This window comes from Actinokineospora guangxiensis (assembly GCF_042657845.1).
Lineage (GTDB): Bacteria > Actinomycetota > Actinomycetes > Mycobacteriales > Pseudonocardiaceae > Actinokineospora > Actinokineospora guangxiensis.
Genome location: NZ_JBHSKF010000003.1, coordinates 320,560 through 340,496 on the forward strand (window position 1 = coordinate 320,560; position 19,937 = coordinate 340,496).

The following is a 19,937-nucleotide window of genomic DNA, read 5'->3' on the forward strand; positions in this document are numbered from 1 at the left end:
GTGCGGCCGTTTCACTGTACTTCCGCGTCCTGCGGGGGCCTTGGCTGCGACCCGAGGGGGGCGTGGTGGGACGGCGCAACGAGATCCAGGGGTCGGCGGGCACCATCGTCCAAGTAGGTGGGGACGGGCAGGTGCACCTGCACGGGGGTGGGCGGCCGGGGCCGGTGCCGCGGCAGCTGCCCGCCAGCGTCGGGTACTTCACCGGGCGCGAGCCCGGAACGGCGTGGCTGGACGGCCAGCTGTGCCAGGTGCGCGGTGCCGGGCGGGCCGCGGTGGCGGTGCTCGTCGGGCCGCCGGGGGTGGGCAAGACGGCGCTGGCGGTGCGGTGGGCGCACCAGAACCGGGACGCCTTCAGCGACGGGGATCTCTACGTCGACCTGCAGGGGTTCGGCGGGAGCCCCCCGGTGATGATGGAGCGGGTGCTGGAGCGCGTGCTGCGCGCGCTCGGGGTGCCGTGGGAGGAGATGCCCACAGCGGTGGCGGAGCAGAGCGCGCTCTACCGGTCCCTGTTGGCGCGCAAGCGAATCCTGGTGCTGTTGGACAACGCCGCTTCGGCTGAGCAGGTGCTGCCGCTGCTGCCCGGGTCCTCGTCGTGCTTCACGCTGATCACCTCGCGCAACCGGCTCGGGGCGCTGCTGGTGCGGGCCGGGGCGGTGCGGCACACGCTGCGGCCGCTGGAGGCCGCCGAGGCGCTGGGGCTGCTGGGCGAGGTGATGGGCGACGAGCGGGTGGCGGCGGAGCCGGCGGCGGCCGAGGAGATCGTGCGCCAGTGCGGACGCCTGCCGCTGGCGCTGCGCATCGCCGCCGAGCGCGCCGCCGACGACGAGGGCGCGCCGCTGGCCGACCTCGCCGCCGAGCTGGCCGACGAGCGCGACCGGCTCGACCTGCTCGCCATCGCCGAGGACGAGACCGCCGCCGTGCGCCCGGTCTTCCGCTGGTCCTACCAGGCGCTCTCGCCCGAGGCCCGCCGGGTGTTCCGGCTGCTGGGCCTGCACCGCGGGGAGGAGATCGGCGAGCAGGCGGCCGCCGCCCTGCTCGGCGAACCGCTCGCCGCGACCCGGCGGCTCCTGGCCGCCCTCGCCGACGCGCACCTGCTGCAGAAGGCGGGCCCGCCGCGCTCCCGCGCGGGCGGGGACCGCTACCGCTGCCACGACCTGCTGCACGTCTACGCGATCGAGCGCGCCGTCGCCGACGACCACCCCGACGACCTGCGTGCCGCGCGCACCCGGGTGCTGGCCTGGTACCTGCGCGCCGCCGACGCCGCCGACCGGATGCTGAGCCCGCAGCGCAGGCGCGTGCCGCTGGCCCGCCGCGAGGACGCCGTCGGCCTGGGCACCCCCGTCGACGCGATCCGCTGGTGCGAGGTCGAGCAGGCGAACCTGGTGTGGGCGGTGCGCCAGGCCGTCCACGACGGCCACGACGAGATCGCCTGGAAGCTGCCGCTGGCGCTGTGGGGCTACTTCACCCTGCGCACCCCGTGGGTCGACTGGATCACCACCTACCGCCTCGGCCTCGGCGCGGCGCGGCGCACCGGCGAGGCCGTCGGGGAGGCGCGGATGCTCAGCGGCCTCGGCATCGCCCTGCGCGACCTGGGCCGCTACGACGAGGCCCTGGCGCACTTCGACGATGCCCTGGACATCTGCCACCGCGTCGGCGACGAGTACGGCCTCGGCTGGACGCTGGGCAGCAAGTGCGTCGCCCTGCTGGAGACCGCCCGCTTCGACGCCGCCCTGGCCTGCTCGCACGCGTCCCTGACTGTCTTCGAGTCCATTGGCGACCAGCACGGCCTCGGTCAGGCGCTGTTCTCCTTCGGCGAGTCCTGCAGGCGACTCGGCCGCGTTCCCGAGGCCCGCGACTACCTCGACCGGGCACTCACGGTCCGCCGCGCCATCGGCGACGCCTGGGGCGAGGCCCGCACCACCCTGAGCCTGGCCGACGCGCATCTGGACGCGGGCAACCCCGCCTCCGCCCTCACCGGCTACGCCTCCGCCCTCAGCCAATGGCGCTCCGTCGGCGACCGCTGGTACGAGGCGCGCACCCTCACCACCCTCGGCGACCTGCTGCACTCCCGGGGCGACACCCGGGCGGGCCGCACCGCCTGGGCCACGGCCCTGGAGATCTGCGAGGACCTGGGTTCCCCGACCACCGCCGACCTGCACGCCCGCCTCGGCGCAGTCCCTTGAACACCGTCCCCTGAACGCGGGAAGGGGCGCGCCCGGTTGCCGGACGCGCCCCTCGCCGAGAACCCCTACGCGGGACGCAGCGCCTCGCGCAGCTTGACCTTGCCGCCGCTGCGCATCACCGCGTTGCGGTAGACCCGGCCCGCGAGCCACACCAGCACCGGGATCAGCGCCGCGGTCAGCACCACGGCCAGGATCGCCTGCCACGCGGGCACCCCGCCCATCGCCAGGCGCATCGGCATCAGCGTCGGGGAGAACAGCGGGACCAGCGAGAGCCCCTCCACCAGCTTGCTGCCCGGGTCGGCGGGCAGCACCGAGATGCCGAGCACGTAGCCCAGGATCACGAACATCAGCGGCGGCGTGATCACCCCGCCGACGTCCTCCTGCCGCGACACCAGCGCCGCCAGCGCGGCGAACATCAGCGAGTACAGCAGGAAGCCGAGCAGGAACCACACGACCAGCCACACGACGGTGCTCACCGCCGTGGAGACGCTGATCGTCAGCACGTCGAAGGCGAAGGCCGCGGCTATCCCGACCCCGCCGATCAGCGCCATCTGCACCAGGCCGACGACGCCGATGCCGAGCACCTTGCCCGCCATCAGCTGCCACGGCCGGATCGTCGCCAGCAGCAGCTCGACCACGCGGCTGGACTTCTCCTCCACCACGCCGGTCGCCACCATCTGGCCGTTGAGCAGCAGCGACATGTAGATCAGGATGCCCGCGACCATGCCGATGATGAGCTGCTGGCCGTCGTACTCCTGTGGCGGCTCGCTGGCGCGCACCTCAAGGTCGGCGCGGGCGACGGCGGCGTTGACCTCGGCCGGGTCGACGCCGCGGCTGCTGATCTCGGCATTGAAGGCGTTCTGCTGGGCGAGCACGGTCAGGGCGTTCTTCAGCGAGCCGTCGAGGTCCTGCTGGACCAGCACGGCGAATCCCGCGCCCGAGGGCACCAGGACCGCGTCCAGCTCGCCGGACTCCAGCTTCGCCTTCGCCTCGGCCTCGTCGGCCACCGCCCGGGTGTCGACGGACTCCCCGATGCTCGTCGCCGTCGCCTTGAGCGGCTGCTCCAGGGAGCTGGTCTGCCCCACCAGCCCCACGGTCGCGTCCGAACCGCCGCCGATCAGCTTCATCACGAGCGCGAAGCCGATCATCAGCGCGAGGGTGGCCCCGGTCGCGACGATGAAGGCCTTCGAGCGGATCTTGGTGTTGATCTCGCGGCCCGCGACGAGGCTGACCGCCTGCCAGTTGCCCAGCTGCACGTCCTTCACGCCGCACCCCCGGTCACCACGTTGCGGAACAGTTCGGTCAGCGACTGGCGCCGCCTGCTGAACTCGGTCACCGGACCGGTGGCCAGGGCCGCGCGCAGCACGGTCTGGTCGTCGGCGCCGGGCCCGAGCTCCAGCACGGTCCGCTCGCCGTCGTGGGAGTGCACCCGGACCCCCGCCAGCGCGTCGGCCCACCCGGGCTGGGCGCCCGGGGCGTCCACGACAAGGTGGACGGTGCCGCTCTCGCGCAGCGCCGCCACGGTGTCGCACGCCTCCATCCGTCCATTGCGGACGATGCCGACCCGGTCGCACAGCCGCTCGACCAGGTCCAGCTGGTGGCTGGAGAACACCACGGGCACACCCTCGCGCGCCTTGTCCTTCAGCACGGTGCTCATCACGTCCACCGCGACCGGGTCCAGGCCGGAGAACGGCTCGTCCAGCACCAGGATCTGCGGGTCGTGCACCAGCGCGGCGGCCAGCTGCACGCGCTGCTGGTTGCCGAGGCTGAGCTTCTGCACCTCATCGCCGCGCCGCTCGGCCACCCCGAGACGCTCGGTCCACTCGGCCACCGACCGCTCGGCGGCCTTCGGCGAGAGCCCGTGCAGGCGGGCCAGGTAGACCAGCTGCTCGCCCACCTTCATCTTCGGGTAGAGCCCGCGCTCCTCCGGCATGTACCCGATGTGCCTGCGCGTCGTCGGGGTGATCGGCGCGCCGTCCCAGCGCACCTCGCCCCCGTCGGAGGCCAGCACGCCCAGCGCGATGCGCATGGTCGTCGTCTTGCCCGCGCCATTGCTGCCCACGAACCCGAACAGCTCACCAGCCCGCACCTCAAACGTCATCTCCCGCAACGCGACGACGTCCCCGTACCTCTTGGAGATCCCATCGATCTCCAGTCGGCGACCCATTCCGCTCTCCCCTCATCGACCTCACCCCGGGCGCACCCGGTGGGTGCCATCCTGCCCCGGGTGGAGGTCCGGTACATCCGGAAGAACCCCTAATGGACAAACCGGGCCCACTCCGGATTCGCGCAGCGACGGTCCGAGGGACCGGTTGTCACCCACCCGTCCACTGTCCCCGACGCACGAGCCTGTGCCGAGAAGTGGGTGAAAGGCCCCCATCCGCCTCCCCGCAGGTCAACGCCGTCATCGGATACCGGTGACGTTCGCGCAGGTAGGTGCGGTAGGCTGACGGCCGCAGGCCCTCGTAGCTCAGGGGATAGAGCATCGGTTTCCTAAACCGTGTGTCGCAGGTTCGATTCCTGCCGGGGGCACTCTTGTTCTCTTGCGTTTCCGCAGGTCAGACCCTGGTTCTCGTCAGTTCGGATTGATCCTGTGGTCTCTGTCGTGTTCGGCTGGGTGCGGCCGTGGCGGCCTTGATCCGACCGGCACCTGCCGAGTAGCTGCCGTGAACCATCTCGACCGAGCTTGGCGACGGAGCCGGGGTAAGTGGTGCCGTTGCGGAGGGTGTGGCCGCCGAGGTGGCGGAATGGTTGGCGGCGAGGGGGCCGCTTCGAGCCTCGGCAGGCTGCTACCCGCGTGGTGCCATGAGACTGGAGCGCGGGAAGACGACCACCATCGGGATGATGGCGACGGCAGGCGCGAGGTACTTGATGAAGCTCTGGCCGGTGGCCTGTTCAAGGGTGTAGGCGCCCGCTCCGACGAGCAGGAGGAGGGCGACCGCATCCACGATCATGCCCACCCGGTTCTTCCTGTCCACTCCTGGTTCTCCCCCGAAGATGCGCTTCGCGGCGACCCTCCCGATACCGATGATCGCGCCTGCCCCGGCGGCGCTGAAGTTGGCGACGGTGCTCAGGTCGTCCTCGACATCTTTCCGCTGCACGTCCGGCGGGGTCGGCTCGGTCGTGGTCTGGCCGAAGGCGCGGGCAGAGCCACTCGCGGCATCCTGATCAGGTCGCCGCAGCGACCTGATCAGGTGGCGTTCGAGCGGTTAGATGACGCCCAAGGCCAGCATCGCGTCGGCGACCTTGGTGAAGCCGGCGATGTTCGCCCCAGCCGTGTAGTTCCCCGGCGCCCCGTACTCGTCGGCCGTGGTGAGGCAGCGCTCGTGGATGCCGCGCATGATGTCGCCGAGGCGGTCGAGGGTGTGGTCGAAGGTCCAGGAGTCGCGGGAGGCGTTCTGCTGCATCTCCAAAGCGCTGGTGGCCACTCCGCCCGCGTTGGCCGCCTTGCCGGGGGCGAAGACGGTGCCTGCCTCGGCGAAGACGCGGGCCGCTTCCGGGGTGCACGGCATGTTGGCGCCTTCGGCGACCACGGTGCAGCCGTTGCGCACGAGGGTCGCCGCGTCGGTGCCGTTCAGTTCGTTCTGGGTGGCGCAGGGCAGGGCGATGTCGCAGGGAACCTCCCAGATCGGGCGGTTCTCCACGAAGGTGGCGGTGCGCTCGGTGGCGTAGTCGAGCAGCCTGCCCCGGCGCTGTTCCTTGACGTGCTTGAGGGTGTCGAGGTCGATGCCCTTCTCCTCGTAGACGTAGCCACCGGAGTCCGAGCACGCCACCACGATCCCGCCGAGCTGCTGGACCCGCTCGATCGCGTAGACGGCGACGTTGCCGGAGCCGGAGACGACCACCTGCTTGCCGTCGAAGCTGTCGTGGCGGTGGCGCAGGATCTCCTCGACGAAGAACACCGTCCCGTACCCGGTCGCCTCGCGGCGGACCAGGGAGCCGCCCCAGGCCAGGCCCTTGCCGGTGAGCACACCGGACTCGTAGCGGTTGGTGATGCGCTTGTACTGGCCGAACAGGTAGCCGATCTCGCGCTCGCCGACGCCGATGTCCCCGGCGGGCACGTCGGTGTACTCGCCGATGTGGCGGTACAGCTCGGTCATGTACGCCTGGCAGAAGCGCATCACCTCGCCGTCGGAGCGGCCCTTCGGGTCGAAGTCCGACCCGCCCTTGCCGCCGCCGATCGGCATGCCGGTGAGCGCGTTCTTGAAGATCTGCTCGAATCCGAGGAACTTGACGATTCCCAGGTAGACCGTCGGGTGGAAGCGCAATCCGCCCTTGTACGGCCCAAGCGCGGAGTTGAACTCGACTCGGAACCCGCGGTTGATCTGCACGTTGCCGCTGTCGTCCACCCACGGCACCCGGAAGATGATCTGGCGCTCAGGTTCGCACAGCCTGTTGATCACCGCGGCGTCGGCGTACTCCGGGTGCTTGGCGACCACCGGGCCCAGGCTGTCGAGCACCTCGTGCACCGACTGGTGGAACTCGCTTTCCCCAGGGTTGCGGCGCAGCACCTCAGCGTAGGTGTCGGCCAGCTTCTCATCCAGACCGGGCATCGTCCGTCGCCTCCTCCGCGAAGCCACGCTGCTTCGCGCGCGCAGTCTAGGGACTGTCCACGACGGGCCGGTCGGCAGTGTGGACGGCCGGGCGCGCACCCGCCCGGCCGTCGGAGGACTCAGTCGGCCTGGGTGGGCGGTTCGGGGTCCAGGACGGTGGACAGGTCGGGTGCGTTGAAGTCCAGGCGGATCTCGCGGGCCACCTCGTGGGCGCCGACCGACGTGGCGACGGTGGCGAGGCGGTCGGCGATCTCGGCGCGCATCGGTTCCTCAGCCGCGGGCTTGATGGTGTCGATCAGGGCGTCGACGCGGGCTCGGGTGCTGGTCGCGGGCGCGGCATCGACAGGCGCGGGCTCGAAGACGGGCAGCGGGCGGTCGTGGGCCACCGCGGAGAGCCTGGTCAGGCAGTCCGCCAGGCGCATGGTCTCCTCGACCTTGGTGGTGTCCTTGGCCAGCCACCACACCGCGGCGCTGCCGGGGGACTGGAGCACGTCGTCGCGCAGGTAGGCGCGGACGTTGCGCTCGTGGGCGCGTTCGTGCTCCCACACCTCCTCGTCCTTGCGGACGGCGGCGAGGCGGGCCAGGCGCTGGAAGTCGGCGTCGGGGAGGGTGACGGCGAGGTCCTCGATCCAGGCCTCGACGCGGCCGTTGGGGTCGGGGGCGGGGGAGCCCAGCTCGGCGGCCAGGCGCGGGCGCAGGAGGTCGTGGTCGGCGGCCTTGAGCTGCGCGGTGATCGCACCCGCCCGCTGCAGCAGCGCGTTGACCGCCACCGCCGACGAGGGGTAGCTGTCGCCGCCCAGCGGGCGCCAGCGGACGTGGCCGTGCAGCAGGAACCGGTAGTCGCGGTCGGCGCTGGGCACCGGCTGGTTCTGGATGTGCTCACCCGCAGGCGGTGCGGGCGCAGCGGGCGGCGGGGGTGGCGGCGGGGCGTAGACCTGCGGTTGAGGCTTCTCCTCCAAGCGCACCTTGAGCATGAACCCGCCGACCGCTATCGGCACGAACAGCACCGGACCGAGCCAGAACGGGTTGCCCAGCAGGGTCAGCAGGACGGTGAGCGCGGCGGTGATGATGACGGCCACGCCGATGAATGTGCGATCGCTGTTGCTCACGGGGTGTTCCCTTCGGTGCTGGCGCGGCGCAGCAGAGCCGCGGTGGTGGTCCGGCGTTGCGTGTCGTCCGGGTCGGTCGCCGACAGCGCCCAGTCGCGGGTGGCCGCGTAGAGGCGGGCCACCAGGACGGGCCTGCCGCGGACGGCGTCGGCCAGGCAGTCGGTCAGCGGGGCCCGCCCGAGCTCCAGCCACCGGTGGAGGACGTCGGTGAGCCCTGTCGCCGGTGTGCTGTCCAGAAGCGCCGACCAGCACCCGGTCACGAGCGCGCGGGTGTGCCGCTCGCTCAGCCGCGGGTGCGCCCGCGACTGCCCGGTCAGGCGCGCCGGGTCGGCGGCGGCGAGGAAGTGGGCCGGGTTGACCGCCCGGCGGACCTCGCCGGTCAGGTCGTCGTGCAGCAGGTGCAGCAGGCGGCGGGCGAAGTGCCCGTCGCGGTCGGCCAGTTCCGACAGCGCGGCCGTCGCCGCGTCGGCGACCACCGCGTGCTGGTTGCGGGCCAGGTGGCGCAGCCGCACGAGTGCCTGCTGCGGCCGGGCGGGGGCGATGATGTCCGCGCAGAGCCGGACGAGCAGACCGCCGAGCAGGGGGGTCAGCGCGGGCTGGATGGCCCATCCGTAGACCCGCTGGCGGAAGAACCTGCCGTGCCGGTCGTCCTCCAGCCCGCAGGCCAGCGCCGCCGACGACGCCTCGGCCATGTGCGGGTGGCCCGCCCACGCCTCGACGAGGTCGAGCACGTCCGCCGGGAAGCCGGTGGCGAGCAGGCTGCGGGTGACCCGGCGGGTCGCCCGCAGCCGGTCCTCGGCCGCGTCCCGCCCGCGCAGGAAGCCGTCGAGCCAGGTGCGCAGGTGGGGGCGCAGGTCCGGGAAGGTGGTCCAGAAGTGGGTGCGCACGGCTTCGGCGTAGGTGAGCGAGTCGAAGCGCACCTGGCCGTCCTGGATGCTCGCGTGCAGCGGGCGCAGCGCCGCGCCGAGGTCCGGGCGGTCCAGGCGGTGCCCATCGGGTTCCGGGTAGTCCACGGCCGCCAGCAGGCTCGCCGCGCCCAGCGCGACGACCTCCGGTCGGGAGCGGTCGAACACGGCCGCGGCCAGCAGCAGCGCCCGGCCGCGCCCGTCGTCCAGCGCGCCGACCCGCTCGGCGACGACGTCGCGGTGGGCTTCGGCGGCGTCGAGCGCGGGCGCCAGCCACGCCGGCCACCCGCCCGCCCCCGACATCGCCGCGTGCACCCGCTTGACGCGCAGGGCGAGCGCGGCGAGTTCGCGCATCGGCTCGTGCTCGGCCTGCCTGGCCAGCGCGGCGGGGGTGGGGTCCGGCTCGGGGATCGACAGAGCATGCAGGTGCCGGTGCAGCACCTGCCTGCCGTTGGGCCTGCCGAGTTCCACCCGGGTGCCGATGTCGGCGAACTGCACGTGCCGGGGAAGGACGATCGCCAGGTAGGCGTCGTTCTGGATCACCGCGGCCCGGTAGGAGGCGAGGTCGGCCCAGATCCGGTCCGTCAGCGGCGGGGTGTCGGCGGAGAGGTCCAGGAGCAGGCGCTCGCCCGGTTCGATCGCCTCGGCGTCGAAGCGCGGGCCGCTGTCGGCCCCGTCGTCGGGCAGTTCGCGGAAACCCGCGTTCGGCGTGCCGGAGTTGCCCAGCGCCACGAGCGCCGACGTGCGCCGACCGACTCCGGGCGGTCCGGACACCACGACCGTGCCGGGAGCGCGCAGGGCCCGCTCGACCCCGCCGTGGCCCGGTCCGGGCACGAAGACCCGTTCCAGCTCCCGCACGAGTTCCACGGGCAGCGGCCTGCGGTACCGAGGGGCGGCCTGGGCCGCGCCAAGTCCCATGTGGACTGTGACCGGGCCGGTCGCGCCGGTGACGGTGACGTTGCCGTCGCCGAAGACCTCGCTGATCCCGGCGACCAGTTCGGCGGTCACCGCCACCGTCCCCCGTCGCCGATGTGCACCCCGGTGATCGTGGTGTTGCGGTCCCCGGTGACGGTGGCTGTCCCGGTGACCGTGGTCCCACCGCCTGATGGCGGGGCGGGTGTCGCCCGGGCTGCGGCGCGCTCGGGTGCGCCGACCGCCGCGGCGAGCCGCTGGAACGCGCTGTCCGAGTGGACGAGGTCGAGGCGGATGAACTGGCAGCGGGCGAGATCGGCGATCGCGTCGGGCAGGTCCTGCTGCCGGGGCAGCTGGGCGTCGTCCACCAGCACGGGAATCACCTTCACCTGGTGGGAGAAGGCTTCCGCCAGCTCTTTGCGCACCCAGTCGTCCTCGTGGGTGATGTCCAGGCCGCCGCGGGTCTTCGCGGTCAGCCAGTTCGGCCCGATGACCGCCACCAGGACGTCACTGCGCCAGACGCGGCGGAGCAGCTCGTGGTCGAAGAGGGTGCCGGGCTCGATCGAACGCCCGTCGAGGAAGACGTTGTCCTCGCCAAGGCGTTCGCTGAGGAAGGTGGACACCAGCACCGCAGCACCCCTGCTGTCCCCGGTCCGGTAGTTGATGAACACTCGCATCGCGCGCCATGACTCCATTCGGTCGCTCGGTCGCACGGAACTGTAGTGATCAACTCCGACATTCGGCCGTAGGCCGGGGTTTCCCGTTCGCGTCGCCGGGCGAACGGCAACCCCGCCCCGCGCTCGCCGAGCCGTGATGCGCGTAGACGCCGGTCCTGGTGGGTCTGGCCCTGAACTGGGAGTTCGTCCTTGACTTGCCTGTAGCAAGTCTGTAACTCTGCTCACACCGTCTGCAAGAACTCTACAAGGCCCTGCAATTCAGCAACAGTCTGACGGCAACTTGGAGATCGGATGAGAGCGCGTCACCTGTCAGTCGCGGTTGTCGCGGCTGCGCTCATACCGCCCCTGCTAGGGGTTCCTGGACTCACCGCACAGGCCGCCCCCGGAGGCCCCAACCTCGTCGCCGGCGCGACGGTCAGCACGAGCAGCACAAACGACGTCTACGGGTCGGGGAACCTGCGCGACGGCAACCAGGGCACCTACTGGGAGAGCCGCAACAACGCCTTCCCGCAGTGGGCCCAGGCCGACCTCGGCGCGGCCGTCCCGGTCGAGCGGGTCGTGCTCAAGCTGCCCGCGGGCTGGGAAGCCAGGACCCAGACGCTGGCCGTCCAGGGCAGCGAGAACGGGTCGAGCTTCGCCGACATCGTGCCGTCGCGGGGCTATGAGTTCAGCCCGGCGCGGCAGAACACCGTGACCATCGACTTCCCCGCCGCCCCGACGCGCTTCATCAGGGTGAACATCACCGCCAACACCGGCTGGCCCGCCGGGCAGCTCGCCGAGCTGGAGGCCTACGGGCCGCAGAACGGCGGCGACACCCAGGCGCCCACCGCGCCCGGGAACCTGGCGTTCACCGAGCCCGCCCCCAACCAGGTCCGCCTGAGCTGGACGGCCTCGACCGACAACGTCGGCGTCACCGGCTACGACGTCTACGCCAACGGCGCGGTGCGCACGAGCGTCGGCGCGAACGTGCTGACCTTCACCGACACCCAGCCCGCGGGCGCGATCGTCTCCTACACCGTGCGGGCCAAGGACGCCGCGGGCAACGCCTCGGCCGACAGCAACCGGGTCACCCGGGGCGGGTCGGGGGAGAATGACCGCAACCTGGCGCAGGGCAAGACGTTGACCGCCTCTGGCCACGTCTGGGAGTTCCGCGCGCAGAACGCCAACGACGGCAACGTCGCCACCTACTGGGAGGGCAACGGCCAGCCCGCGACGCTGACCGCGCCGCTGGGGGCCAACAGCATCCTCAGCTCGGTCGTCGTCCGGCTCAACCCGGACGCGGCGTGGGGGCCGCGCACGCAGACCATCGAGGTGCTCGGCCGCGACCAGGGCGGATCGGCGTTCCGCAGCCTGGTGGCCGCGCGCCAGTACTCGTTCAGCCCGGCGAGCAGCAACGTCGTCCGCATCCCGGTGACCGCCACCGCCGCCGACGTGCAGCTGCGCTTCACCGCCAACACCGGCGCTCCCGGCGGGCAGGTCGCCGAGCTGGAGGTCATGGGCCGCTCCGCGCCGAACCCGGACTTCGTGATCACCGCGCTGACCTCGTCCCCGGCCGCCCCGGTCGAGACCTCCCCGATCACCGCCTCGGTGACCGTCCGCAACGCGGGCGCGCTGGCCGCCCCCGCGACCACGGTGAACGTCTACCTCGGCGACGACCTCGCGGGCACCGCCGCCGTGGGCGCGCTCGCCGCGGGCGCCTCGGCCACCGTCCAGGCCGCCCTCGGCGCCCACGACGCCGGGCAGTACCAGATCAGCGCCAAGGTCGACGAGAACAACGCGGTCACCGAATCCAACGAGACCAACAACGGTTTCGTCGGCTCCACGATCACCGTGACCCCGGTGCCCAGCTCGGACCTGGTCCCGGTGCTGACCTACGCGCCGAACGTGCCCAACCCGGGCTCGCCGGTGACCTTCTCGGTGGCGCTGCGCAACCAGGGCACCATCGCCTCGGCGGGCGGCGCGCACCCGATCACGGTGCGGGTCCTCGGCCCGTCCGGCACGGTCGTGCGCACCCTGACCGGCACCTACACCGGCGCCATCGCCGCGGGCACGACCTCGCCCGCGGTCTCCCTCGGCAGCTGGACGGCCGTCGCGGGCAGGCACACCGTCGAGACCACCGTCGCCGCGGACGCCAACGAGCTGGAAGTCAAGCGCGCCAACAACACGGTGACCACCTCGCTGTTCGCCGGGCGCGGCGCGAACATGCCCTTCGACATCCTGGAGGCCGAGGACGGCACCCTCGCGGGCGGCGCTGCCCTCTACCGCCTGCCGGACAACCCGAACTGGGACCGCCAGATCGGCTCGATCAACGGCGAGGCGTCCGGGCGCAAGGCCGTCACCCTCAACCAGAACGGCGCGTCGGTGGAGTGGACCACCCGGGCCCCGACCAACACCCTGGTGACCCGCTTCTCCATCCCCGACGGCACCAACACCACGCTCAACATCTACGTCAACGGCGCCTTCCACAAGGCGATCCCGCTGACGGCGAAGTACGCCTGGCTCTACGGCCCCGAGCACAGCCCCGGCAACGACCCGATCCCGGGCCAGCAGCGCCACATCTACGACGAGGCGAACATCATGCTCGACTCGACGTTCCCGGCGGGCAGCAAGATCAAGCTGCAGAAGGACGCCCAGAACACCGGCACCTTCGCCGTCGACTTCATCAGCACCGAGCTGGCCACCGAACTCCCCAACCCCGACCCGGCCCGCTACGCGCAGCCGACCGGCTTCACCCACCAGGCCGTCCAGGCGGCGATGGACCGGGTCCGCATGGACACCACCGGCACCCTCGTCGGTGTCTACCTGCCGAAGGGCAGCTACGACACCAATTCCAAGTTCCAGGTCTACGGCAAGCCGGTCCAGATCGTCGGCGCGGGCGTCTGGTTCACCCGCTTCATCGCCGGCGCGGGCCAGGAGAACACCGACGTCGGCTTCCGCGCCGACGCCACCGCAAACGGCTCCCGCTTCGCGCACTTCTCGTTGTGGGGCAACTACACCAGGCGCATCGACGGCCCCGGCAAGGTGTTCGACTTCCAGAACGTCGCCAACATCACCATCGAGCACATCTGGGCCGAGCACTTCGTGTGCCTCTACTGGGGCGCCAACACCGACAACATGGTCATCCGCGACACCCGCAGCCGCAACCTGTTCGCCGACGCGGTGAACATGACCAACGGCAGCACCGGCAACCGGGTGGTCAACAACGAGTCCCGCGCCTCCGGCGACGACAGCTTCGCCCTGTTCTCGGCCATCGACGCCGGCGGCGCGGACATGAAGGACAACGTCTACGAGAACCTGACCGCGATCCTGACCTGGCGCGCGGCGGGCATCGCGGTCTACGGCGGGTACAACAACGTGTTCCGCAACATCTACGTGGCCGACACGCTGACGTACTCGGGCATCACCATCAGCTCCCTGGACTTCGGCTACCCGATGAACGGCTTCGGCGCCGACCCGCCCACCCGCTTCGAGAACATCTCCCTGGTCCGCACCGGCGGGACGTTCTGGAACGGCCAGACCTTCGCGGGCATCTGGATCTTCTCGGCGTCGAAGGTATTCCAGGGCATCAGGGTGTCTGATGTGGACATCATCTCCCCGACCTACAGCGGCGTGATGTTCCAGACCAACTATGTCGGCCAACAGCCCCAGTTCCCCGTCGCCGACACGATCTTCACCAACGTCACGATCGACGGCGCCCGCCGAAGCCTGGACGCGTACGCGAACAAGTCGGGCATCGGCATCTGGTGCATCGAGGCCGCCGAGCAGGGCCAGGGCCCCGCCCGAGGCACCGCGACCTTCAACGGCACCACCTTCGGCAACAACGACGAGAACGTCCGCTGCAACACCCCGACGTTCACGCTGGTACAGAGGTAGCAACACCACGCACCTCACCGTGGCCACGCGCACCCCGCCAGGTGCGCGTGGCCACACTCATGTCCGGCCCAAGCCCCCCTGATCTTCAGCCGCCAGACCTCCAGCCGCCCCGGTGTCCAGCTGCCCCGGTGTCCAGCCGCCAGACCTCCGGCCCCAGACCTCGGCCGCCAAGCACCTGCGAAACGACTCCACCCCATCGGACACCCACCCCGCCGACTGCTTGGCAGGGAAGGAACCGGAGATCTGCCACGAACCCGGCAACGCCGAGAGCCCCCTCGATTCCGAGGGGGCTCACCGACCAACGCACCTACCCCTTGACCGCCCCGGTCAGCGCCCCGCCCCGCAGGAACAACCGCTGGAACACCAGGAACATCGCCACCGGAATCACCGTGGAGATCGCCAACGCGGCCAGGAACACGTCCAACTCGATGTACCGCTGCAAAGCAGGCAGCCGAACCGACAACGGCTGCATGTCCGGCTCAGGCAGTACCAGCATCGGCCACAGGAAGTCCTTCCAGCTGGCCACCACCGCGAACACCGACACCACCCCGATGATCGGCCGCGACAGCGGCAGCACCACCGACCAGAACATCCGGAACGAGCCGGCCCCGTCGACCCGGGCGGCCTCGAACAACTCCCGCGGCAGGTTCGCGAAGAACCGCTGCACCAGCAGGATGTTGAACGCGCTGGCCCCGGAAGGCAGCCACACCGCCCAGAACGAGTTGATCAGCGACGCGTCCACCACCGTCAGGTACAGCGGCACCAGCAACACGATCGACGGCACGAACAACGTCCCCAGCACCAGCCCGGTGACGATGGGCCCGTACCGAGGCCGCAGGATGGCCAGGGCGTAGCCCGCCGTCGTGGCGACCAGCAGCTGCACGAACCACGCCCCCGCCGCCAGCGCGACCGTGTTGAAGAAGTGCTTGTCGATCTCGACCCGGGTCCACGCGGTGACCAGGTTCTCCAGGTCGATGCCGTTGGGGAAGATCGCCAGCGGCTGGCGCAGAGTGTCCTGCGTCGGAGTGACAGCCGCCTTCGCCAACCACAGCATCGGACCGAGTCCGGCGACCAGCAGAGCCGCCAGCAGGGCACTCTGGAGAACCCGCACGACCCGCCGCACGCCGCGGTCGCGCCAGTCGGCCGAGGAGAGCAGACCGCGCTCGGAGCTCATGCGTCCCCCCACTTCTTGGTCAGCCGGAAGTAGAGCGCCGAGAACAGGGCGAGGACCGCGGCGAGCATGATGCTCAGCGCTGTCGCCGCGCCGTAGTCGCCGCCGAGGCTGTTGGCGAAGGCGTAGTCGTAGATCAGCAGCAGGATGGTCATCGTGGAGTTGGCGGGCCCGCCGCCGGTGAACAGGAACGGCTCGATGAACACCTGGGCGGTGCCGATGACCTGGAGGATCAGCGTGATGAACAGGACGCCGCGCAGCCGGGGCAGGGTGATGTGCCAGATCTTGCGCCACACCGACGCGCCGTCGATGTCGGCGGCCTCGTAGAGGTCCGGCGGCACACCCGCCAGCGCGGCCAGGTAGATGATCACGGTGCCGCCCGCGGCGGCCCAGGTGGCCTCCAGCACCAGGGCGGGCATGGCGAGGTCGGCGTCCTGCAGCCAGGGCAGCGGGCCGATGCCGACCGAGCCGAGGATCGTGTTGAAGACGCCGGTGGGACTGGCGTCGTAGAAGAACTTCCACAGCAGCACCGCCACCACCGGCGGCACGACCACCGGCAGGTAGGCCAGTGCCGCGAAGAGGCCTCTGCGCTTGCGGACCTCGCTCATCAGCACGGCGGCGACCAGCGGGATCGGGTAGCCGAAGACCAGCGCCAGCAGCGCGAACCACAGCGTGTTGCCGACCGCTGTCCACAGCAGGGGGTCGCCGAGCACCCGCTCGAAGTTCTCCAGGCCGACGAACTCGGCCGGTCCCACCAGGTTGGTCTGCTGGAAGCTCATGACGACCGCCTGCGCGATCGGGCCCCAGGAGAACACGGCGAACACGGCCAGCGTCGGCAGCAGGAAGACCAGCGTGCTCAGCCCCCCGTCGCGCACCCAGGACGCGGGGGAGGGCCGTTTGCGGTTGACGCGCACAGCGGTGGCGGCCGAGGCCGCCACCGCAGCGCGACTGACGTCGACGCTCACGCCTCAGCCCCGGTCGAGCAGGGCCTGGGCCTCGGCGTCCGCGCCCTTGAGCAGCGCGGGGATGTCGGCGTCGCGGTCGGTGAGGACCGTCTGCACGACCGTGTCGAGGATGCCGTAGACGTCCTGGGTCGAGCGGGTCGGCTCGGTGACCAGCGGCTGGTCGAACATCTTGGCGGTGTAGGGCGCCATCTGCTCGGTCGGCACGGTGACGTACTCGGCGATCCACTTCTGCCGGTTCTCGTGGGTGGCGCGGTCGAACACGGGCAGCTCCGGCGCGCCGACGGGCTGGTCGGAGGCCTTCTGCGTCTTGGCGTCGAGGGCGGCGGCCTCCTGGTTGGTGAGCCTGCCCAGCCAGTAGAAGTCGATCCACTTCACCGCGGCGTCCTTGACCCGGTCGCCCGCGTGCGGGCTCACCACGGCGAGGTCGCCGCCGCCGAGCACGCCCGCCTCGGGGGAGTCGGCCAGCGGGAGGGTGGTGACGCCGTAGTCGGCGGGCTTGAGGCCGTTCTGCGTGGCGAGGTTGTTGTAGACGTTGGAGCCGGTCACGTACATGCCGACCTTGCCCGCGGAGAACTCCTGGTTGATGGTGCCCCAGTCGAGCAGGAAGTTGGCGCCCATGGCGTTGTCGTCCCAGCGCATCGCGCGCAGCGAGGTGAGGACCTCGGTCATCTGCGGGGTGTCGATGGTGGCCTCGGCCTTCTCTCCCGCCAGCTTCTCGGTGCGACCGCCCTGGGCGTAGGCCAGCGTGGTGAGGATCCAGCCGCCGGTGTTGCCCTGCGTCATCTGGGCGTAGCCGGTCTGGCCGGTGCGCTCGGCGATCTGCTTGGCGGCCGAGCGGACCTCGGCCCACGTCGTCGGCGGCTTGTCGGGGTCCAGGCCCGCCTCGGTGAAGAGGGTCCGGTTGTAGTGCAGGGCCTGGCCGTAGGCGGCGATCGGCACGGCCCACTGCTTGCCGTCGGGAGCCTGCCCGGCGGCGGCGACGTTGGGGTTGAACGCCGCGGCGTAGGGCAGGGCGGCGACCTGGGCGGAGACGTCGGCGATCTGCTTGCGCTCGATCAGGCCGCGGCCGTCGGTGAACGGCACGTTGAACACGTCCGGGATGGTGCCGCCTGCCAGCTGCGCGGTGAACGTCGTCGCCGTCCAGGTGTACTCCTGGGGCTGGATGTCGATGTCGGGGTTGGCCTGCTCGAACTGGGCGACGCGCTCGTTGAACGCCTCGATGGCGGCCTTCTCCAGGCCCGCGTTCTGGGCGACGCGGACGATCACCTTGCCGTCGGCGGTCTGCGGCTCCTCCGGCTCCGACGAACACGCGGTCGTGACGGTGGCGGCGGCCACGAGTGCGGTCACCACCCGAGCGGAGGTTCGTGACGTTCCCATGTCTTGCTCCGGTCCTAGTCGCAAAGTGTGTTGGCGCACACAGTAGGACTCGCGACCGAGACGACGCAAGATTCTCACGAGAGAATGCAATTTAGTTACTAACGGGGCCTGTTGAGCTGCGCACGACCAGCTCGGGCTCGAACAGCAGCTCCTCGTTCACCACCGGCTTGCCCGCGATCTGACTGGCGAGCAGCTCGACGGCCGCGCGCCCCATCGCTTCTATCGGCTGCCGAACCGTTGTCAGCGGCGGATCGGTGCAGGTCATGAAGGCCGAGTCGTCATAGCCGACGATCGAGACATCCTTCGGGACCTGCAGCCCCCTGCGCCGCACCGCCCGGATCGCGCCCAGGGCCAGCGGGTCGCTGGAGCACACCATCGCCGTGACCCCGCGCTGGAGCAGCCGGGTGGCCACGGCCTGGCCGCCTTCCAGGGAGAACATGGCGTGCTCGGCGACGAGGTCGACCCCGGCCTGCTCGGCGCAGGCGGTGAGGGCGTCGAGCTTGCGCCTGCTCGGCACGTGGTCGGTCGGTCCGAGCACGGCGCCGACGCACGTGTGGCCCAGCGAGGTCAGGTGGGCGAAGACCTGCTCGATGGCCACCGCGTCGTCGCAGGACACGCGCGGGTAGCCGATGTGGTCGACGGCGGCGTTGATCAGCACCGCGGGCAGCTTGCGGCGGATCATCTGCCGGTAGTGGTCGTGGGCGCCGTCGGCCTGGGCGTACTGCCCGCCCGCGAAGACGATCCCGGAGACGTGCTGTTCGAGCAGCAGTTCCAGGTAGTCGGCCTCGGACACCCCGCCCGCCGTGCGCGTGCACAGCACGGGGGTGAAGCCGCGCTGGGCCAGCGCGTTGCCCGCGACGTCGGCGAACGCCGGGAAGATCGGGTTCTGCAGCTCGGGCAGCACCAGTCCCACCAGCCGCGCCCGCTCGCCCCGCAACTGCGTCGGCCGCTCGTAGCCGAGCACGTCGAGCGCGGTCAGGACCGCTGAGCGGGTCGTCTCCGACACCCCGGCCTTCCCGTTGAGCACCCGGCTCACGGTCGCCTCGCTCACGCCCACCTTGGCGGCCACTTCAGCCAGACGTCGATGCTTCATGGTCGGCAACAGTACGACATCCGCTTGCGAACGTTTGCGTCAGCTTTCTGGAGCGGCCGATGGATTGCATAATCCTCGCATCTTCTTGCGTGGAGTCGGCCGCGTCGCCGTCAGTGGGAGGCTGGGCGCATGACGCCGGAGGAAGCCGTCGCCGAGCAGCTGCGCTTGGCCCCGTCCGTGGTGCCGCGAGCGGCGGAGGGGTTCGCGCCGCGGGTCGCGGCCGGCCTTGACGTCGCCTACGACGGTGACCGGCTCGTGGCCGCCGCGGCCTGCGTGGACATCGAGACCGGCGAGCGGCTCGACTCGGCCGTGGTCGAGGGCCGCACCGCTTTTCCGTACGTCCCGGGTCTGTTCGCCTACCGCGAGCTGCCCGCCCTGCGGGACGCGCTCGCCGCTCTCCCCGCGTCCCCCGACGTCCTGATCTGCGACGGCCACGGCATCGCCCACCCCCGTCGCTTCGGCCTGGCCTGCCACCTCGGCGTGGTCACCGGCATCCCCGCCGTCGGGGTCGCGAAGAACCCCCTGGGCGAGTACTCCCCGCCCGCCCGGGAGCGGGGTTCGTGGACGCCCCTGACCCTCGACGCCGACGAGGTGGGCCGAGCCCTGCGCACCCAGGACGGCGTGAAGCCGGTCTTCGTCTCCGTCGGCCACCTCATCGACATCGACACCGCGACCGGCCTCGTCCTGCGCCTGGCCCGCCGCCACCGCCAGCCGGAGACCACCCGCGCCGCCGACCACCTGTGCCGGGCGGCGTCGGTCAGGACTCCTGGGCCCCGGTCTCGTCCAGCAGGTGGATGACGTTGCCCGACGGGTCGAGGAAGGACGCCGAGCGGCCGCCGGGGATGTCGATCACTTCGCCCGCCAGGGTGATCTGCGGGTGCTCGGCGAGAAACCGGTCGACGCTGTCGACCTGGTAGAAGCCGCCGGGTCGCCACTGGGGGCCGTCGTCCGGGGGGATGTCGAGCATCAGCTCGACCTCGGTGCCGGGCAGGCGGAAGGCGGCGGTGGTCTCGCCCTCGCGCCAGGACTCGTCCAGGCCGAGGACGTCGCGGTAGAAGGCGACGGCGGCGGGGAGGTCGTTGACCGGTTGGTACAGGAACGCGAGCTTCATGGCAGGAC

At 71.3% G+C, this 19,937-nt stretch carries 15 protein-coding genes and 1 tRNA gene; 4 read left to right on the forward strand and 12 right to left on the reverse strand.

Annotation, left to right across the window (positions count from 1 at the left end; all coding sequences use genetic code 11):
- The first annotated feature begins 65 nt into the window (after window positions 1-65).
- Window positions 66-2,183: an ATP-binding protein gene (locus ACFPM7_RS08310; RefSeq protein ID WP_378245608.1), complete on the forward strand. Its 2,118-nt coding sequence runs from the start codon at window positions 66-68 to the stop codon at window positions 2,181-2,183.
- Window positions 2,184-2,248: 65 nt separating this feature from the next.
- On the opposite strand, the gene ACFPM7_RS08315 is transcribed toward ACFPM7_RS08310, so the two are convergent.
- Together ACFPM7_RS08315 and ACFPM7_RS08320 are read right to left on the reverse strand one after the other, a co-directional pair.
- Window positions 2,249-3,439 (reverse strand): ABC transporter permease, encoded by a 1,191-nt coding sequence (locus tag ACFPM7_RS08315; RefSeq protein ID WP_378246321.1) that lies wholly within the window; start codon window positions 3,437-3,439, stop codon window positions 2,249-2,251.
- A 5-nt stretch (window positions 3,440-3,444) separates the two neighbouring features.
- Window positions 3,445-4,350, reverse strand: a complete 906-nt coding sequence (locus ACFPM7_RS08320; RefSeq protein WP_378245610.1) for an ABC transporter ATP-binding protein — start codon at window positions 4,348-4,350, stop codon at window positions 3,445-3,447.
- Between the two features lie 292 nt (window positions 4,351-4,642).
- Here ACFPM7_RS08320 and ACFPM7_RS08325 point away from each other — a divergent pair.
- Window positions 4,643-4,715 (forward strand) — tRNA-Arg (locus ACFPM7_RS08325).
- 257 nt (window positions 4,716-4,972) lie between these two features.
- On the opposite strand, the gene ACFPM7_RS08330 is transcribed toward ACFPM7_RS08325, so the two are convergent.
- The 5 genes from ACFPM7_RS08330 to ACFPM7_RS08350 form a co-directional block, all read right to left on the reverse strand.
- Complete coding sequence (locus ACFPM7_RS08330) at window positions 4,973-5,284, reverse strand: hypothetical protein (protein WP_378245612.1); 312 nt, start codon at window positions 5,282-5,284, stop codon at window positions 4,973-4,975.
- A 108-nt stretch (window positions 5,285-5,392) separates the two neighbouring features.
- Window positions 5,393-6,736, reverse strand: coding sequence for an NADP-specific glutamate dehydrogenase (gene gdhA / locus ACFPM7_RS08335; protein ID WP_378245614.1), 1,344 nt, complete (start codon window positions 6,734-6,736; stop codon window positions 5,393-5,395).
- 119 nt (window positions 6,737-6,855) lie between these two features.
- Complete coding sequence (locus ACFPM7_RS08340) at window positions 6,856-7,845, reverse strand: hypothetical protein (RefSeq protein ID WP_378245616.1); 990 nt, start codon at window positions 7,843-7,845, stop codon at window positions 6,856-6,858.
- Window positions 7,842-9,758: a hypothetical protein gene (locus ACFPM7_RS08345; protein WP_378245618.1), complete on the reverse strand. Its 1,917-nt coding sequence runs from the start codon at window positions 9,756-9,758 to the stop codon at window positions 7,842-7,844. The genes ACFPM7_RS08340 and ACFPM7_RS08345 overlap by 4 nt, the downstream gene beginning before the upstream one ends.
- A complete protein-coding gene (locus tag ACFPM7_RS08350) occupies window positions 9,755-10,339 on the reverse strand; it encodes a toll/interleukin-1 receptor domain-containing protein (RefSeq protein WP_378245620.1) in 585 nt (194 codons plus the stop codon). Before ACFPM7_RS08350 ends, ACFPM7_RS08345 begins: the two co-directional genes overlap by 4 nt.
- Window positions 10,340-10,630: 291 nt before the next feature.
- Between ACFPM7_RS08350 and ACFPM7_RS08355 the strand changes: the two genes are divergently transcribed.
- Entirely contained in the window at window positions 10,631-14,212 is a 3,582-nt protein-coding gene (locus tag ACFPM7_RS08355; RefSeq protein WP_378245622.1) for a CARDB domain-containing protein, read from the forward strand.
- A gap of 307 nt (window positions 14,213-14,519) precedes the next feature.
- On the opposite strand, the gene ACFPM7_RS08360 is transcribed toward ACFPM7_RS08355, so the two are convergent.
- From ACFPM7_RS08360 to ACFPM7_RS08375, 4 genes are all read right to left on the reverse strand, one after another.
- Window positions 14,520-15,386, reverse strand: a complete 867-nt coding sequence (locus ACFPM7_RS08360; protein WP_378245624.1) for a carbohydrate ABC transporter permease — start codon at window positions 15,384-15,386, stop codon at window positions 14,520-14,522.
- Window positions 15,383-16,348 (reverse strand): carbohydrate ABC transporter permease, encoded by a 966-nt coding sequence (locus ACFPM7_RS08365; protein ID WP_378245626.1) that lies wholly within the window; start codon window positions 16,346-16,348, stop codon window positions 15,383-15,385. The genes ACFPM7_RS08360 and ACFPM7_RS08365 overlap by 4 nt, the downstream gene beginning before the upstream one ends.
- A gap of 3 nt (window positions 16,349-16,351) precedes the next feature.
- Window positions 16,352-17,695, reverse strand: a complete 1,344-nt coding sequence (locus tag ACFPM7_RS08370) for an ABC transporter substrate-binding protein (RefSeq protein ID WP_378245628.1) — start codon at window positions 17,693-17,695, stop codon at window positions 16,352-16,354.
- Window positions 17,696-17,816: 121 nt separating this feature from the next.
- A complete protein-coding gene (locus tag ACFPM7_RS08375) occupies window positions 17,817-18,818 on the reverse strand; it encodes a LacI family DNA-binding transcriptional regulator (RefSeq protein WP_378245630.1) in 1,002 nt (333 codons plus the stop codon).
- 129 nt (window positions 18,819-18,947) lie between these two features.
- Between ACFPM7_RS08375 and ACFPM7_RS08380 the strand changes: the two genes are divergently transcribed.
- Window positions 18,948-19,616, forward strand: a complete 669-nt coding sequence (locus ACFPM7_RS08380) for an endonuclease V (RefSeq protein ID WP_378245632.1) — start codon at window positions 18,948-18,950, stop codon at window positions 19,614-19,616.
- Here the strand turns inward: ACFPM7_RS08380 and ACFPM7_RS08385 are convergent.
- On the reverse strand, window positions 19,576-19,929 hold the full coding sequence (locus tag ACFPM7_RS08385) for a VOC family protein (protein WP_378245634.1): 354 nt from the start codon (window positions 19,927-19,929) through the stop codon (window positions 19,576-19,578). The two genes, ACFPM7_RS08380 and ACFPM7_RS08385, sit on opposite strands and share 41 nt — an antisense overlap.
- Window positions 19,930-19,937 lie beyond the last annotated feature (8 nt).